Source organism: Bifidobacterium pongonis, assembly GCF_019331805.1.
Classification (GTDB): domain Bacteria; phylum Actinomycetota; class Actinomycetes; order Actinomycetales; family Bifidobacteriaceae; genus Bifidobacterium; species Bifidobacterium pongonis.
The window spans coordinates 22,329-38,936 of sequence record NZ_JAHBBE010000013.1; the positions used below are offsets into that span (position 1 = coordinate 22,329).

General features: G+C 63.3%; 10 protein-coding genes and 1 pseudogene. 8 read left to right on the forward strand and 3 right to left on the reverse strand.

The window, feature by feature from the left end; translation table 11 throughout:
- Nucleotides 1–211 precede the first annotated feature (211 nt).
- Nucleotides 212–2,614, reverse strand: coding sequence for a lysylphosphatidylglycerol synthase transmembrane domain-containing protein (locus tag KIH75_RS04555; RefSeq protein WP_420829174.1), 2,403 nt, complete (start codon nucleotides 2,612–2,614; stop codon nucleotides 212–214).
- Between the two features lie 182 nt (nucleotides 2,615–2,796).
- Nucleotides 2,797–4,233: an adenylosuccinate lyase gene (gene purB, locus KIH75_RS04560; protein WP_219055602.1), complete on the reverse strand. Its 1,437-nt coding sequence runs from the start codon at nucleotides 4,231–4,233 to the stop codon at nucleotides 2,797–2,799.
- Nucleotides 4,234–4,334: 101 nt separating this feature from the next.
- On the opposite strand from purB, the pseudogene KIH75_RS04565 reads away from it, so the two are divergent.
- The 8 genes and pseudogenes from KIH75_RS04565 to pepN form a co-directional block, all read left to right on the forward strand.
- Nucleotides 4,335–4,802: pseudogene (locus KIH75_RS04565) on the forward strand (very short patch repair endonuclease); the annotation flags it as partial.
- A gap of 400 nt (nucleotides 4,803–5,202) precedes the next feature.
- Complete coding sequence (locus tag KIH75_RS04570) at nucleotides 5,203–5,907, forward strand: GNAT family N-acetyltransferase (protein ID WP_219055603.1); 705 nt, start codon at nucleotides 5,203–5,205, stop codon at nucleotides 5,905–5,907.
- Nucleotides 5,907–7,328 (forward strand): MFS transporter, encoded by a 1,422-nt coding sequence (locus KIH75_RS04575; protein ID WP_338024288.1) that lies wholly within the window; start codon nucleotides 5,907–5,909, stop codon nucleotides 7,326–7,328. Before KIH75_RS04570 ends, KIH75_RS04575 begins: the two co-directional genes overlap by 1 nt.
- 74 nt (nucleotides 7,329–7,402) lie before the next feature.
- The gene (gene dapB / locus KIH75_RS04580) at nucleotides 7,403–8,158 is read left to right on the forward strand and encodes a 4-hydroxy-tetrahydrodipicolinate reductase (protein WP_219055604.1); all 756 of its coding nucleotides are present in this window, start codon (nucleotides 7,403–7,405) and stop codon (nucleotides 8,156–8,158) included.
- Nucleotides 8,159–8,259: 101 nt separating this feature from the next.
- The gene (locus tag KIH75_RS04585; protein WP_219055605.1) at nucleotides 8,260–8,511 is read left to right on the forward strand and encodes a hypothetical protein; all 252 of its coding nucleotides are present in this window, start codon (nucleotides 8,260–8,262) and stop codon (nucleotides 8,509–8,511) included.
- A gap of 344 nt (nucleotides 8,512–8,855) precedes the next feature.
- Nucleotides 8,856–9,761: a 4-hydroxy-tetrahydrodipicolinate synthase gene (dapA, locus tag KIH75_RS04590; protein ID WP_219055606.1), complete on the forward strand. Its 906-nt coding sequence runs from the start codon at nucleotides 8,856–8,858 to the stop codon at nucleotides 9,759–9,761.
- A gap of 99 nt (nucleotides 9,762–9,860) precedes the next feature.
- A complete protein-coding gene (locus tag KIH75_RS04595) occupies nucleotides 9,861–11,735 on the forward strand; it encodes a ribonuclease J (RefSeq protein ID WP_219055607.1) in 1,875 nt (624 codons plus the stop codon).
- Between the two features lie 287 nt (nucleotides 11,736–12,022).
- Complete coding sequence (pepN, locus tag KIH75_RS04600) at nucleotides 12,023–14,632, forward strand: aminopeptidase N (RefSeq protein WP_219055608.1); 2,610 nt, start codon at nucleotides 12,023–12,025, stop codon at nucleotides 14,630–14,632.
- A 362-nt stretch (nucleotides 14,633–14,994) separates the two neighbouring features.
- Here the strand turns inward: pepN and KIH75_RS04605 are convergent, their stop codons facing one another.
- Complete coding sequence (locus KIH75_RS04605) at nucleotides 14,995–16,608, reverse strand: alpha-amylase family glycosyl hydrolase (protein ID WP_420829175.1); 1,614 nt, start codon at nucleotides 16,606–16,608, stop codon at nucleotides 14,995–14,997.

Consider the following 16,608-nt stretch of genomic DNA (forward strand, 5'->3'; position numbering starts at 1 on the left):
GGGATGACTCCGCCAGGAGTGCATCCGTTTGTGACATGTAAGATATTAGCGCACGAACCCGCCAAATACCGCATTATGACAACGTTTTTCCGTGTTTTTCTCCCGTTTTGGGCAAAAATGTGATGCTTGTGTGAATGAGTTCGCATGATCGGGCCGTTTCGCTTCGACGGCCGCGATGATTCGGCCATCATGGGCACCCGTCATGGGAGGCCTAGATGAGATCGTGCTTGTCCAGCCACTTCATCGCCAGGGCGCCCAGCGGAATACGCAGCCAGTAGAACACCACACGGTGCAGCAGCGTGGCGGACAGGGCGACGCCCTGCGGGACGCCGACCGCCACGAACGCGAAGGTGAGCGCCGCCTCCACGCCGCCCAAGCCGCCCGGTGTGGGAACCGCGGAGCCGAGCGCGTAGGCGAGCATGAACACGAAGATCGTCTCGATGGGGTTCATGTGCACGCCGAAGGCGAGCAGCGCCGCCCAGAACGCCAGACCGGTGGCGATGTTCTGCAACAGACCACCGCAGAGGCTGACCGCCAGCTCGGTGGGCTGATTGAACACGCTGACGAGCTGCGTGAAATACTTTTTCGCCACGGGCGCAAAACGCTGCGTCACCATATGCCGCAGCGGCGGGACCATCATGGCGATGGCCAGCACCGCACCGACCGCGCCAAGCGCGATCACCAACGTGTTCGTGGGAATGCTGCCGGACAGCGTGTGCTTGCCGGTGAACAGGCCAATGAGGACCAACAGCGCGAAAAACGTCAGATAGTAGACGACCAGCACCGCGCTCATAATCGCGGTGGCGACGGCGTTACGATAGCCGGACTTGCGCAGGAACTGCAGGTTCACGAAGGCCGGGCCCACGCCTGCCGGCATCGACACGGTCGCGAAACCGCCGGCCACCTGGCTCATGAACACGCCGATCGGGCGGCGCTTGCCTTTCTCAATCAGCGCGCCGAGCGACAGGGAAGATCCCATCCAACTGAGCAGTCCGAACGCGAGGCAGATCGCAGCCATCATGGGGTTCGCGTTGCGCAGCGCGGCGATGATCTCCTCGGGCTTGAGCTGGGTGAACACCACGACCACGGCGACGATGACCAGCAGCATGGCCAGCATGGACCGCCAGGAGAAGCGGGCGAGCGCCACCGGTTCGGGCGCATCGTTCTGCTCGTCGTCGGCCATGGCGCCGATGCGGGTCTGCAGGGTTTTGAGCAGCTGCCTGTCCCAGGATTCCAATGCGCGCGTGGGGGAGGGGATGGCGACCTTCTGCAGGAACGGCGCGATGTCGAACAGCGTTTCCTCACCCCAGACCTCGCGTGCTGCGGCGAGCGCGTCATCCACGCCGATGAGCGCGGCGAACAGGGCGAGCAGCTGCACTTTGTCGAGTGCGATGTTGGTGCCGGCCGAACCGCTGTCGCCGTTATGCCAACCGGCGATGACGGGGATGCCGCCGTCCATGCGGGCGAGGGTATCGGGGGTGATGCAGCGGTGCGTGTAGCCTCGGCGGTTCGCCACGTCGAGGAAGCGCATGTATTCGATGGCGTCGTCGTAGGTGAGCAGGTTCAGGTTCGCGGGCCGTTCGCCGGTGTGCGCGTCGAGCACGAGGATCGCGGATTCCTCCGTGTCGGCCACGCCGTACGGCGCCATGGCGGGCAGTCCGGCCGCGCGCAATCCCAGCAGCATGGCGAAATGGTGTTGCACGGCGTCGCGCACGTTGCGGTCGCGGCGGATGGAGATGCCGGTGAATCGCAGCCAGCTCCACAGCTGTTTGAGGTACCCTGCGGTGTGCGTCTGCGCGTCGAGTACGGAGACCACGTACCGTTTGCCGGCCGTGGTGCGCATGTCGTAGATGCGCGAGCCCTCCACCAGATCATCGTCCAGGGAGGCGTTGAGGGCGCGCACGCGCGAATGCGGTTCCTGCTCGCGCGTGAGGCTCGCGACGTCGAGGCCGATATTGCGCAGCACGTTCGCCAGGTCCTTGCCCCATACGCCGGTGTTGCGCGTGCCCACGATGAATCGGATGATCATGCCGAGCGCCCTGCCCATGGAGAACGAGACGAGCATGCCGGACACGGAATGCCAGGAGAGGATGACCATGAGCGCGGCGGTGGCGTACAGGATGTTCCACCCCCATTTGACCGACGAGCGTATGCGTCTCGGTCCGGCGGCGGTCAGGAAGGCCGCCATGGCCGCGTAGATGCCGGGCAACAGGCCGGAATCCAGCATGGTGGTCGCGGAGATCAACGCCAACGCGAGGGTTCGGTCGCCCAGGCCGCACAGCAGCGTGGAGAACCCCCAGGAGGCGAGATAGCCGATGAGCATGCTGACTATGGCGGTCACCGTGGTGAGCCATTCGCGGGCGAACAGCAGTTGCAGGCTCACCATCACGACGATGATGACCGTGGCGAGCTTCTGCAATACGGATGCGGGGATGTCGGCGAGCCAGTTGATGGCCTGCGCGGCGGTGTGGGCGTCGGATTCGACGCCGCTGGTGATGCCGCCCATGTATACGGCGAACACCATCACTATGACCGCGCCTACGAGTGAAAGCGCCGCGCGGGTGAGATCGCCGAAGTCGCGCGTGCGCCGTGGGGCGACGTCGTCAATATGCATATCCGTCCTATCCGTCATGCGTTGCGGGCCGGGCTGTCTGCCTGGCTGTCTGCCGGGTTATCCGTTGGGTTACTCGTCGGCCAGCAGCGAAGCTGCATTGCCCATGATGCCCGTGAATGTGGATTGCCGATGCCGGCGGCGGCCCAAGGTCGTCACCGGCATCGGCAATCGGAGCGTGTGGTTCAGCGGTCGAAGGCGACCAGCTTGCCGGCCCAGCCGGTGTAGGTCGCGGGGGTCAGCGCCTTGAGGCGTGCCGCGGTCTCATCGTCGAAGGACTGCTGGTCGATGAACTGTTCGACGGCCTCCTTGCTGATCTCGTGGCCGCGCATCAGCTCCTTGACCTTCTCGTACGGCTTCTCCATGCCAGGCAGGCCCTTGAGCTCGCAGGCGCGCATCGCGGTTTGGATCGGCTCGCCGAGCACCTCCCAGTTGGTGTCGAGCTCATGCTCGATGGCGTAATCGTTCGGGTGGATGGACTTCAGACCGCCCATCAGGTTGTACAGGGCCAGCTGGCTGTAGCCGAGCGCGGAACCGATGTTGCGCTGCGTGGTGGAGTCGGTCAGATCGCGCTGCCAACGGGATTCCACCAGCGTGGCGGACAGGGTGTCGAGCAGGGAGCAGGAGATCTCGAAGTTCGCTTCGGCGTTCTCGAAGCGGATCGGGTTCACCTTATGCGGCATGGTGGAGGAGCCGGTCGCGCCCTTCACCGGGATCTGTGCGAACACGCCGCGGGAGATGTACATCCACACGTCCACGCACAGGTTGTGCATGATGCGGTTCGCGTGGGAGACGGTGGAATACAGTTCGGCCTGCCAGTCGTGGCTTTCGATCTGCGTGGTCAGCGGGTTCCAGGTCAGGCCCATGCGGTTCTCGACGAACTCGCGGGAGACGGCGATCCAGTCGACGTCCGGGCAGGAGGCCAGATGGGCGCCGAACGTGCCGGTCGCGCCGTTGATCTTGCCCAGGTACTCCTGCTGCTCGATGTGCTTGAGCTGGCGGTTCAGACGGTACACGTACACGGCGAGTTCCTTGCCGAGCGTGGTCGGGGTGGCGGGCTGGCCATGGGTCAGGGAAAGCAGCGCCTTGTCCTTGTACTCTTCGGCCTTGCCGGCGAGATGGTCGATGATCTCCTTGAACGCGGGGGTCCACACGTGCTCCATGGCGTTCTTCACGCAACGGGCGGTGGAGAGGTTGTTGATGTCTTCGGAGGTGCAGGCGAAATGCACCAGGGTCTTGAGACGGTCGTTGATGTTGGTGAGCTCGGCGGGGGCTTCGTCGATGAAGTCGTCGATGTAGTATTCCACGGCCTTCACGTCGTGGTGGGTGACCGCCTCATGCGCGGCGTGACGGGCGATGCCTTCGGCGCCGAAGTTCTCGGGGATGGCGCGCAGATACGCCTGCTCGGCTTCGGTGAACGGGTTGACGCCGTCGACGACGGGGCGGTTGCCGTTGCCTTCGAAACCGTTGGCCAGAAGGATCATCCATTCCACTTCCACGCGCATGCGTTCGCGGTTCAGTGCGGGTTCGCTCAGGTATTCGACCAGAGGGGCGGTGGCGTTACGGTAACGGCCATCGAGGGGGGTGAGTGCGACTGCGGGAGAGATATCAGTAAGATTCATGCCTTTCAGGGTACTTGGTGGCGTGGAGCTGTGCGGCGTATGGCGTTACACTCGTGTGCGTGGCAAACGAGAACGAAGCGGATGCGAAGACGGGCGGACCGGTGAAACCGGCGAAACGGGGGAAAGGCGCGAAACGCGCGACAACCGGCGATGCAAGCAAATACGAGCGCGGCACGCGCAGCTACACCATGTCGCGCATCCGAGGCAAGGACACCAAGATCGAAGTGCTCGTACGGAGCTACCTGTTCCGCCGCGGCCTGCGATTCCGCAAGAACGACAAACGCTACCCCGGGCATCCGGATATCGTACTGCCCAAATACCACGTCATCGTATTCGTCAACGGCTGCTTCTGGCACATGCACGAGCGTTGCGGCAAACATTCGATGCCCAAATCCAACGTGGAATTCTGGAACGCGAAACTGCTGCGCAACCGCGAACGTGACCGTGACCAGCATCGCATACTGCTCGACGACGGCTGGCGCGTCATCGACGTATGGGAATGCGAACTCGCCAAACCGGTGCGCGAGGAACGGCTCGAACGGCTGTACACGCAAATCGTCGACTCCGACGAACCGCATATCGACGAGACCGGCGACGGGCGATGGGTGTGGGACGGCGAAGAGAACAATGAGGGGAACGGCGAGGAGAACGGCGAAGAGAACGGCGGGAAAAACGCCGAATAAGCCGGGCGGATTACGCCGTCGGCATGGTATCGACACGTACCGTTAGTATCGGTTAGGCCTATTCGAGCCGAATCGTGAGCTCGAAGGCCTGACAAGACAAGATCCTTGCCGAGTAGAGCTACGGGATTCCTCAACGCTTGCAGCGATACCGTCGCGCCGAAACGGGCGGCGGGCCGGCCCCAGGGAGTAAACGCACCGAAGGCCACGTTGCGAGGAAGCCGCTACCCTCGCGCAGCATGTGTGGGCGGGCGCACGTGCCGGATGCGACACGACTAAGGAGCAGATCATGGCTGCGAAGAACGCAACCAACCCCGCCGGCGGGCAAACCGGCATCAACCCGAATTCCATCATCTACCGTCCCATCACCTGGGATGACCTGGATGCCGTGACCGAACTGTTCGACCGCACCTGGCCGCAGGACGGGGCGCTCGCGGGCACCGAGTACTCGACGCTGATATCCAGGTATTTCGTGCTGCACTACCTGCAGCCGACCACGTTCGCGAACGCCGCGTTCACCACGGACGGCGTGCTCGCGGGCGTCACGTTCATCCGCGTCGCCGGTGAACGCCCCCAGCTCGACGAAATCGACGTCGCCGGGGACATGACCGAAACCGAGCGTCTGATCCGCGCCGATGCCGAAGCATCGAAGCGGCTCGACCAGCTCAACAACGCCTTCGCCCTGGAACTGGAACTGGAACGCGAAGGCCATGCCAACGAAACCACGCTGGGCGAACTGGAACTGTTCGTCGTCAACCCGGACGTGCGCGGGTGCGGCGTCGGCGGCGGATTATGGAACCGTATGCAGCGGTATTTGGCGGCATGGGACGTGGACGCGTTCTACCTGCATACCGATTCCGACTGCGACGTGAGTTTCTACGACCACAAGGGGCTGGAACGCATCGCGGAACGTCCCGCCGGCACACCGGTGGCCGAAGGGCACGAACCGTTGTTCGACGACATGTTCATCTACCGCGGGCAGGTGCGGATCTGATGATGCGCGACAGCAAAACCCAGCGGCAATCCGATATCGAGATCGAAGGCGTCGCGGGCGCCGTCGAAACCGTCGAAACTGTCGATGCCGTCGAAACCGAAACCGCCGAAACCAAGCGTTCGCCGTACGCGGTGCTGTTCTCCATCCCCGGCACGAAAGCGTTCTGCGCATCCGGCGCGCTCGCGCGTCTGCCCATGTCGATGATGGGCTTGGGCATCATCCTCGCCCTCAACCACCTGTACGACAATTGGACGATTGCCGGCACCATGAGCGCCGCCTATGTGCTCGCCACCGCAGTGGTCACCCCGCTATACGCGCGCCTGTTCGACCGTTTCGGGCAGCGACGCATCGGCAGGATGCTGCTCGCCGTACAGATCGTCGCCATGCTCGCCTTCGCCTTCGCAGCGCTCACACGCGTGCCGATTCCGCTGCTGTTCCTGCTGGCCATCGTGATGGGCCTGACCCAGTTCGCGTTCGGCGCGCTCGTGCGCACCCGTTGGGCGTATGTGCTCGAACGCACCGGCAACAGCGGCATGCTCAACACCGCGTACGCGCTGGAATCCGCCATCGATGAGATCGTGTTCATCTTCGGCCCGATCCTCGCCGCGTTCCTCGCGGCATCCGTGCATCCGGTGTCGCAGCTGTTCGTGCCCACATGCGCGGCCGCGATCGGCGGTACGATCTTCTTCGCCCTGCGTGACACGCAGCCGCCGGTGATGCGGCCTGTCGAGGTCGTCGCCGCCAGCGCGGGCGACGAGTCGGTGCGTGCCGCGAACGCGACCGGAACGGCAAGCGGAAACGCCGTGCGGCTCAGCCTCAGCCAGCTGAAGAACGGCCGCGCCAAGAGCAAGCGCAACGTGCTCACCTATGCCGGCGTGATCCCGCTGCTGCTCGTGTTCGTCACCTTCAATATGAGCTTCACCGCGTTCGACACCTCCATGACCGCCGTGATGAAGGCGTTGCACCTCGACTCCGTGCTCGGCGTGCAGCTCGCCATGATCGCCGTCGGCTCATGCATCGGCGCGCTCATCTTCGGCTCGCGCGAACTCAAAGGCTCGCGTTGGCGCCATATGGTGATGTTCCTCACGCTCATGACCGTGGGCTTCGTGGTCATCCACGCCTGCATGGGCAACCTGATCGTCATGGGACTGGTGGAGATCCTCACCGGCCTGACCATTTCGCCGGTGTTTGCCTCCGGCAATCTGGTGATGAAGGAGACCGTGCCCGAGGAATCCCTCACCGAAGGCCTGTCCTGGGTGAGCACGGCCGGCACGGTGGGCGCGTCGTTCGGTTCCATGATCACCGGCATCGTGCTCGACCATGCCACGCCGAACACCAGTCTGATGATGCCGTGGATCTTCGTGCTGTGCTCGATTCCGTTCGCGTTGCTCGGCTGGGCCATCGTCCGCAAACGCGGCTAGGCTCGGGCGTATGGATTGCGGCGGGGTCTCCGTTCGGAAGGCCCCCGCCCTCGTATATGCGAAGGAGGATACGCATGGTCAAGGTTTCGGTTGTTGGCGCCAAGGGACGTATGGGATCGCACGTGGTCGCGGCGGTGGACGGCGCGGCTGATATGCAGCTCGCGCTCACGCTCGATGCGGGCGACGATCTCACCCGCATCGACCAGTCCAACACCGACGTGGTCGTGGAGTTCACCGTCCCGTCCGTCAGCCTGGGTAATGTGCTCACCCTGATTGCGCAGGGCGTGGACGTCGTGGTCGGCACCACCGGCTGGACCGACGAGAAGCTCGCCCAGGTGCGCGAGGCCATCGCGAACGGCCCGCGCCCCGACAGCCAGAAGGTGTTCATCGCGCCGAACTTCGCCATTTCCGCGGTCCTCGCCGACTATTTCGCCACCAAGGCCGCCCGCTACTTCGAATCCGCCGAAGTCATCGAACTGCACCACCCGAACAAGGTGGATGCCCCCTCCGGCACCGCCATCCACACCGCGCACGGCATCGCGCAGGCACGTAAGGAGGCTGGTCTCGGCGAGGTGCCGGACAACACCGAAACCGACGGCGGCTCCCGCGGTCAGGTGGTCGACGGCATCCATGTGCACGCCGTCCGTCTGCGCGGCCTGAACGCCCACGAGGAGGTGCTGTTCGGCAATGCCGGGGAACAGCTGACGATCCGCGCCGACAGCTTCGACCGCGGCTCGTTCATGCCGGGCGTCCTGCTGGCCGTGCGCAAGCTCGCCGGTGACGCTCCCGCAGGTCTGACCATCGGCCTCGACAACTTCCTCGACCTGTAAGCCCGGCGGCCGGCAACCCGAACAGGTAGGCCGGCAGCAGTCGGCAGCCAGGTAACGAACCCCCGCCTCCCACGGCCAAGACGGCCGCGGGAGGCTTTGTCATGCCCGGCGATGCGCTGTTCCGTTGCGTTCCCTTTGCCGCTTTACCGGAATCGGACAAAAATGGGCCGATTTTGTCTGATTTCGGTGGAGAGGAGGGGAGGCTTCGCATGTCTCGTACCGGAACCCTCATACCGGAATCGGACAAAAATGGGCTTATTTTGTCTGATTTCGGTGTCGCTCGGGCTATCTCGTGCCGGAACCCTCATACCGAAATCGGACAAAAATGGGCCGATTTTGTCGGAAAATGGTGATGGGGGCTTGTCTGGGTGTCTCTTGTTTTGCCGGGTGTTTACCGGAATCGGACGGATTCGGCTTGTTTTTGTCGGAAAGTGGTGATGGGGTTCTGTCGGGTTGTCTCCGGTTGTTCCCCTTCTTTACCGGAATCGGACAAAGATGGGCCGATTTTGTCGGAAAGTGGTAGTGGGAGTTTGCCAGAAAGTGGTGGCGGGGTGTTGCCGGGTTGTTTTCCGCTTTACCGGTGTCGGACGGGCTTGGGCATGCGAGGCGAGTGGCGAATATGGGATGACGGTTGAAATGTGAAACGGACGGCGGAATGGATGCCGTGGAGTCCGTGGCGGGAAGTACCGTGGCAAATATGAGTGAGAGTGACATGCACCTTTTGAACCCGGCCCCGTTCGGACGTATCCTTCCCGCGATGATCACCCCGATGAAGCCCAACGGCGACGTCGATTTCGAAGCGGCCCAGAAACTCGCCAAGCAGCTCGTGGCCGACGGTGCCGACGGTCTGGTGGTCAACGGCACCACCGGCGAATCGCCTGTCACTCACATGGATGAAAAGGTGGATCTCGTCCGCGCGGTCAAGGAAGTCGTGGATGTGCCGGTGATCTCCGGCGCAGGCTCCAACGACACCGCGCACACCGTTCGCATGGTCGAACAAACCCAGGAGGCGGGCGCCGACGCGGTGCTCGTGGTCATGCCGTACTACTCCCGTCCGAGCCAGGACGGCGTCGTCGGCCACTACAAGGCCGTCGATGAGAGCACGGATAAGCCGATCATCGTCTACGATGTTCCCTCCCGCACCGGTCTGAAAGTCAAGGTCGAAACATACGACCGTCTCGCCGAGCTGGAGCATGTCGTGGCCGTCAAGGACGCCACCGGCGATCTGGCCGCGGCGGTCGAGAAGCAGCAGCGCACCGGTCTCGCCTGGTATTCCGGCGACGACGGTCTGTTCCTGCCGTTCCTCTCCATCGGCGCGGTGGGCATCATCTCCGTGATCGCGCATGTCGCAGCCGGCCCGATGGCCGAACTGGTCGAGGCTTTCGACCGCGGCGACATCCACGAGGCGCAGCGTCTGGCCAACCGCCTCGCGCCGCTCGTCCACGCCATGAACGGCGACGGATACCAGGCCGTGATGGCCAAGGCGTCGCTGAAGGTGCGCGGGGTGCTGGACAGCACCACCATGCGTCTGCCGAATATCGGCCCGGATGCCGCGCAACTCGATAAGGCGAAAGCCGGCATGCAGGCCGCCGGATTGCTGTGAGGCAATCACCGGGTTCCGCCGTGCGCAGCCGGACGATTCCACATGTCGCTCCTGTAAGAGTACGGGAGCAAACCAATGAATAAGGAATAGCCCCTCAGTATGGCACAAGAAAAGAAAGCAACGAAAAGCACGCGTCGCCGTGGTTCGGCAGCGCGCAAGAACAACAACGCACAGTCCGCGAAGGGCTCGTCCCGTCGCGAAGGCGGCTCCAGAGGCCGCGCGCGCAACAACGGCCAGCAGGCCACCGCACCCCAGCAGGATGCCGTGCTGATCGCCCCGCCGAAGTACCGCAAGGGTTCGATGCGCATCACGCCGCTCGGCGGTCTCGGCGAGATCGGCCGCAACATGAACGTGGTCGAATACAACGGCCACCTGCTGCTCATCGACTGCGGCGTGCTCTTCCCGGAGGAGGAACAGCCGGGCGTCGACCTGATCCTGCCTGATTTCAGCTACATCAAGGATCGTCTCGACAAGGTCGAGGCGCTGGTGCTCACCCACGGGCATGAGGATCACATCGGCGGCGTGCCGTATCTGCTCCGTCTCCGTCCGGACATCCCGCTGATCGGTTCCAAGCTCACCCTTGCCTTCGCCGAAGCGAAGTGCAAGGAGCATCACATCAACCCGACGAAGGTCGAGGTCACCGGCCGCGACAAGCTCAAGGCCGGCCCGTTCGACCTTGAATTCATCAACGTCACGCACTCCATTCCGGACGCCCTCGCCGTCTACGTCAAGACCCCGGCGGGCTCCCTGATCGATACCGGCGACATCAAGCTCGACCAGCTGCCGCTCGACCACCGCATCACCGATCTGGTCGAATTCGGCAAGATCGGCGAAAAGGGCGTGGATCTGCTGATGATGGATTCCACCAACGCCGAAGTGCCCGGCTTCGTCAAGCCCGAAACCTCCATCGGCCCGGCGCTCGACCAGGCGTTCGCCCAGGCCACCCGCAAGATCATCGTCGCCAGCTTCTCCAGCCATGTGCACCGCGTGCAGCAGGTCGTGGACGCCGCCCACAAGTACGGCCGCAAGGTCGTGTTCGTCGGCCGTTCGATGGTTCGCAACATGTCCATCGCCGCCGATTTGGGCTATCTGCACATCCCCGAAGACACCGTGGTGGATCTCAAGCAGGCCAACGACATCCAGGACGACAAGCTCGTCTACATGTGCACCGGTTCGCAGGGCGAGCCGATGGCGGCTCTCGGCCGTATCGCCGACGGCAACCACCGCGACATCCATATCAACGAGTTCGATACCGTCATCCTCGCCAGCTCCCTGATCCCGGGCAACGAGCACGGCGTGTACAAGGTCATCAACAAGCTCGTGCAGCTTGGCGCGAAGGTCGTCAACCGCGACAACGCCGCAGTGCACGTGTCCGGCCACTGCAACGAGGGCGAGCTGCTGTACATGTACAACATCGTCAAGCCCAAGTGCGCCATGCCGATCCACGGCGAGAACCGCCACCTGGTCGCCAACGGCCTGATCGCCGTCAAGACCGGCGTCGACCCGCAGAACGTGGTGCTTGCCGAGGACGGCGACGTGGTCGACCTTTACCACGGCAAGGCCGCGGTCGTCGGTTCCGTGCCGTGCGGCTACGTGTACGTCGACGGCGATTCGGTCGGCGAGCTGACCGATGAGGAGCTGGAGAAGCGCCGTATTCTCGGCACCGAAGGCTTCGTCTCGTCGTTCGTCGTGGTCGACACCGACAACCGCGAGGTCGTTTCCGGCCCGAAGATCTACCTGAACGCCGTGGCCGAGGACGAAAGCGAATTCGACAAGGTTCGCCATCAGATCGTCCAGCAGCTGAACGACGCGATGATGACCGGCACGAAGGACACGCACAAGCTGCAGCAGATCATGCGCCGCACCTTGGGCAGCTGGGTTGCACGCCAGCTGCATCGTAAGCCGATGATCGTGCCCGTCGTGGCCGATATCGCCACCGACGTGGACGAGTCCATGCTGGTCGGACGCGACTGAGCCGGACGGCATGATGCCGGACCGCTGAAGACATAACGTCTGAAGGCACGACGGCCAAGCTTCCCGACGCCCCGGGAGCGGATCATACGATTCGCCCCGGGGCGTCGCGCGTTATAGGCGCCGCGGCCTTTCGCCCCGACGGGGGATAGCGCAAGACATGGGGTCTACGTAAGCTATACAGCAGCACGGCAATGAGGACGGCATGATCGAAGGGTTCGGTCATGCCGTTTCGTTTTGCCGGACAGACGCCGATAAACAAGAGATAGCAAGAACATCGAAGGAGTCGCATGCCCGGATCCAATCTCACCCGTATCGAGGCCGAAGAACGCAAGGCCATCGTGGAGGCGCCCATCCACTATTACGTCGATCTCGACCTCACCGTCGGAGGTGAGACCTTCGGCAGCGCGACCCGCATCAGCTTCGGTGCCAGCGAAGGCGCATCCACCTTCCTCGATCTCGTCGCGGATAAGGTCGAATCCGTGGAACTCAACGGCGTGGCGCTCGACCCGAACGAGGTGTTCGCCGACAACCGCATCGAACTGACCGGCCTCAAGGCGAACAACGAGGTCACGGTCAAGGCGCTGTGCCGCTACTCCAACACCGGCGAAGGCCTGCACCGTTCCGTCGACCCCTCCGACGGCAACATCTACCTGTACTCCCAGTTCGAAGTGCCGGACGCTCGCCGTGTGTACGCGGTGTTCGACCAGCCCGACCTGAAGGCCATCTTCGACTTCGACGTGCTTGCGCCGGAATCCTGGATCGTCACCTCCAACATGCCGGTGCACACGGTCGAGGCGACCGACCGCACCACGCAGGACGGCACCATGGGCGACCATGCGAACGAGGGCACGAAGCATTGGAGCTTCGAAAGCACCCCGGTCATGAGCTCCTACCTGACCGCCATCTGCGCCGGCCCGTACGCCGAATGGCACACCGAATACAGCAATGTGGACGGCCGCATCGTGCCGATGGCCATGTACTGCCGCCAGGCGCTGGCCGATGCCTTCGCGAAGGACGTCGACTACCTGTTCGACATCACCAAGAAGGGCTTCGCCTTCTACGCCAAGACCTGGGGCGTGCCGTACCCGTACGCCAAGTACGACCAGATCTACGTGCCGGAATACAACGCGGGCGCCATGGAGAACATCGGCATGGTCACCATCCGTGACCAGTACGTGTTCGAATCCAAGGTGACCGACGCCTACGCGGAACGTCGCGTGGTCACCGTGCTGCACGAGCTCGCCCACATGTGGTTCGGCGACTACGTGACCATGAAGTGGTGGAATGACCTGTGGCTCAACGAATCCTTCGCCGAGTTCACGTCCACGCTCGCCACCGCCGAAGCCACCGAATGGAAGGACGCCTGGGCCACCTTCAGCTCCGGCGAGAAGAGCTGGGCGCTGCGTCAGGACCAGCTGAGCACCACGCACCCGATCGTCGCCCCGATCAACGACCTCAACGACACCTACGTCAATTTCGACGGCATCACCTACGCGAAGGGCGCCTCCGTACTCAAGCAGCTTGTGTTCTACGTGGGCCGCGAACGTTTCTTCGAAGGCATCAACAGCTACCTCAACAAGCACGCGTACTCCAACGCCACGCTCAACGATCTGCTCGACGAGCTGGAGATCACCTCCGGGCGCGACCTGAAGTCGTGGAGCGCGCAGTGGCTCGAACAGTCCGGCATCAACACCATCGCCACCGAAGTGGAGGAGAACGAGGACGGTACCATCAAGCGTCTCGCGCTCCGCCAGAGTGCCCCGGCCGAGCATCCGGTGCTGCGTGCCCATCGTCTGGCCGTCGGTTTCTACAATGAGGACCCGCAGACCGGCAAAATCGTGCGTACGGATCGTTTCGAACTCGACGTGGACGGCGAACTGACCGTCGTCGAGGAGGCCGCGGGCAAGACCCGTCCGTCGCTGATCCTGGTGAATGACGACGACCTGACCTACACGAAGCTGCGCTTCGACGACAAGAGCCTGAAGTTCGCCGCCGACAACCTGTACCGCTTCGACGATGCGCTGGCACGTTCCGTGATCTGGCTTGCCTTCTGGGATATGACCCGTGACGGCGACCTGCCGGCGAAGCAGTTCATCGACACCTCGCTGGCCGCCCTCGCCACCGAACGCGAATCCACCACGTTCCGTTACGCGCTGGCGCAGATCAGCACCACGGCATGGCATTACACCGCCGAAGCCGACCGCGCCGACGTGGTCAAGCATGTCGCGGCCGAACTGTTCAAGCTGGCCAACGCCGCCCAGGCTGGTTCCGACGAGCAGTTCCAGCTCATCACCGCCTATCTCGGCTACGGCGAGCCGGGCGATGAGGCGTTCGCCGCCAACGCGAAGGGTCTGCTCGACGGTTCCGTCGCTCTTGAGGGTCTTGAGATCGACAACAACTTCCGTTGGACGATCATCAACGCGCTGAGCACGGTCAACGAGATCGACCAGGCGGGCATCGACGCCGAACTCGCCAAGCGCGAAACCACCGAGAACCGCGAATTCGCGCTCGGCGCACGCGCAGTGGCGGGTACCGCCGAAGCGAAGGCCTGGGCCTGGGATGAGGCGCTGCACAACGAGGCGCTGACCAACATGCAGCTGGAGGCCGTGGCCCGCGGCTTCGCCTCCACGCCGCGCGCGGATCTGGCCGAGCCGTATGCCGAGAAGTACTTCGACACCGCCGACTGGATCTGGAGCAATAAGACCTTCCACATGGCCGAAGCGCTGCTGGAGGGCCTGTACCCGGCATACGCCGATCCGGCCAAGCTGGTGGAGCTGGGCGACGCATGGCTCACCTCCCATGAGGATGCCGACAACGCCTTGAAGCGCATCATCCGCGGCAATGTCGAATCCTCGCACCGCACCCTCAAGGTGCGCAGGTACAACGAAAGCCTGTGATCGCAAGGTAGTGCCGCCGGAATGCCCGCCATCCGTATGGCGGCCGTGAGGTAGCCGGACGGCACGGCGAATGCGAAAGGGGCGTCGGCCGATCTTCCTTCCGAAGGTCGGGCGGCGCCCCTTTGCGATGCCATGCGGCGGTGGGGGAGTGCGGCTTCCTGTTCCTTATATTCCTTATATATAGGTATGCGCAATATATAGGTATGTACAGGTTTTGCAGTGTGCCGTTTGATGATGATTGGTTCACGGTCGGTCACTAGAAATTCCTCGGTGGTTCGCGGCGAAGTGACTTCCTTCGCGCCCGCCAAGGCAAACGCCCCGTTCCATGCATGGAAACGGGGCGTTCGTTCAGCGGTATCCGATCACTTCACGATGATGAACGATTGCGCGGGCAGGATGAGTTCGCCGTTGCCGATCGTGGGGGAGCCGATGGCGAACAGGACGTCGCCGGCCAAGCCGTCGACGGCCACGTGTTCGGTGCCGCGGCCGGGGTTGACGGCGACTACCAGACGTTCGCCTTCGGCGGTTCGGGCGAAGGCGAACGCACGCCCGTCGCCTTGGACCACATCGAACGCCGACGCTCCGTGCAGCGCATTCTCCCCGGCGCGCAGCGCGAGCACCGACTGGATGACATGCCACAGGGAATCCTCGTTAGCCATGGCATCCTCGGCGGTCGGCGCGTCCGCGGCCTGATCGACCGGCAGATACAGCGCGTCGGCGTTGGCTTCGGAGAAACCGAGATTCGCGTCATGGTTCCACTGCATGGGCGTGCGGCTGCCGGTGCGGTTGTAGCCGCCCTCCTTGGAACGCATCGGCAGGTAGCGCATGCCGATCTCGTCGCCGTAGTAGATGAACGGTGCGCCCGGCAGTGTGAGCAGCGTGGCGTAGGCGAGCTTGCGTTCGCGGTCGGTCAGACGCTGCGCGGTGCGCAACGTGTCATGGTTGCAGGTGATGAGGTTGAACAGGCCGTGATAACGTTCCGCATCGCGCACGCGGGGCAGGTATTCGCCAAGGAATTCGCTGACCGGCGTTCCGCTGTCGGCGTTGAAATAGCTGGCATCGTTATCATGCGACAGCGGGGTGTCGGTGTTGCGCAGCAGCATGTTATAGCCGTTCGGATTGCCGTCCCAACGCCAGTCGAGGTAGAAGTCCATGTCGAAGCCGGCTTTGAGCGATTCGTCGGGCCTGCCCCATTCGGAGACAAACGCCGCCTCGGGGAATTCGGGGCGGATGCGGGAGAAGATGTATTGCCAGGTCCTGATGGTGAACGGCTTGCCGTCATCGTCCTGCTTGACCAGGCTGTCGGCCATGTCCACGCGGAAACCGTCGGCGCCGCGGGAGAGCCAGAAGCGCATCACGTCGATCATCGCGTCGCAGGTGGCGGTGGCGTCCGGGCCGAGCGCAGGTTTCTGCCAGGCGCGGCGGGGGTGCGCGAACCCGTAGTTCAGTGCGGGCTGGCACTTGAAGAAGTTGAGGATATAGGTGCCGTCACGTTCCGCTTCGCCGCCGATGAACGGCAGGCCGTCGCCGTTGGAGATCCAGGTGTCGGTCCATATATACCGTTCGGAAACGTTGTCATCACCGACGGTGCGATCGCTTTCATCCGGCTGCGCGCTGGCATTGAACCAAGGGTGCTCCTCGCTGGTATGGCCCGGCACGAGGTCGAGCAGCACGTGCATGCCGAGCCGGTGCGCCTCGTCGAAGAGTCTGACAAGGTCATCATTGGTGCCGTAGCGGGGGGCGACTTTGGTGTAGTCGCGCACGTCATAACCCGCATCCTTGAAGGGGGAATCGAAGCAGGGATTGATCCACAGGGCCGTACATCCCAGATTGTGGATATAGTCAAGGCGTTGAATGATGCCGTTGATGTCACCGATGCCATCGGCGTTGCTGTCTTGGAAGCTTTGGGGGTAAATCTCGTAGAATACCGCGGTTTCAAGCCATTCTGGGCGGTGGGTGCATACGTTATCTTGCAT

What these genes read in the sequence shown, in the direction of transcription:
- KIH75_RS04575 (WP_338024288.1), top strand. Translation starts at nt 5,907, where the DNA reads ATGATGCGCGACAGCAAAACCCAGCGGCAATCCGATATCGAGATCGAA.
- dapA (WP_219055606.1), top strand. Translation starts at nt 8,856, where the DNA reads ATGAGTGAGAGTGACATGCACCTTTTGAACCCGGCCCCGTTCGGACGT.
- KIH75_RS04570 (WP_219055603.1), top strand. Translation starts at nt 5,203, where the DNA reads ATGGCTGCGAAGAACGCAACCAACCCCGCCGGCGGGCAAACCGGCATC.
- purB (WP_219055602.1), bottom strand. Translation starts at nt 4,233, where the DNA reads ATGAATCTTACTGATATCTCTCCCGCAGTCGCACTCACCCCCCTCGAT.
- KIH75_RS04605 (WP_420829175.1), bottom strand. Translation starts at nt 16,608, where the DNA reads ATGCAAGATAACGTATGCACCCACCGCCCAGAATGGCTTGAAACCGCG.
- KIH75_RS04555 (WP_420829174.1), bottom strand. Translation starts at nt 2,614, where the DNA reads ATGCATATTGACGACGTCGCCCCACGGCGCACGCGCGACTTCGGCGAT.
- dapB (WP_219055604.1), top strand. Translation starts at nt 7,403, where the DNA reads ATGGTCAAGGTTTCGGTTGTTGGCGCCAAGGGACGTATGGGATCGCAC.
- KIH75_RS04595 (WP_219055607.1), top strand. Translation starts at nt 9,861, where the DNA reads ATGGCACAAGAAAAGAAAGCAACGAAAAGCACGCGTCGCCGTGGTTCG.
- KIH75_RS04585 (WP_219055605.1), top strand. Translation starts at nt 8,260, where the DNA reads ATGCCCGGCGATGCGCTGTTCCGTTGCGTTCCCTTTGCCGCTTTACCG.
- pepN (WP_219055608.1), top strand. Translation starts at nt 12,023, where the DNA reads ATGCCCGGATCCAATCTCACCCGTATCGAGGCCGAAGAACGCAAGGCC.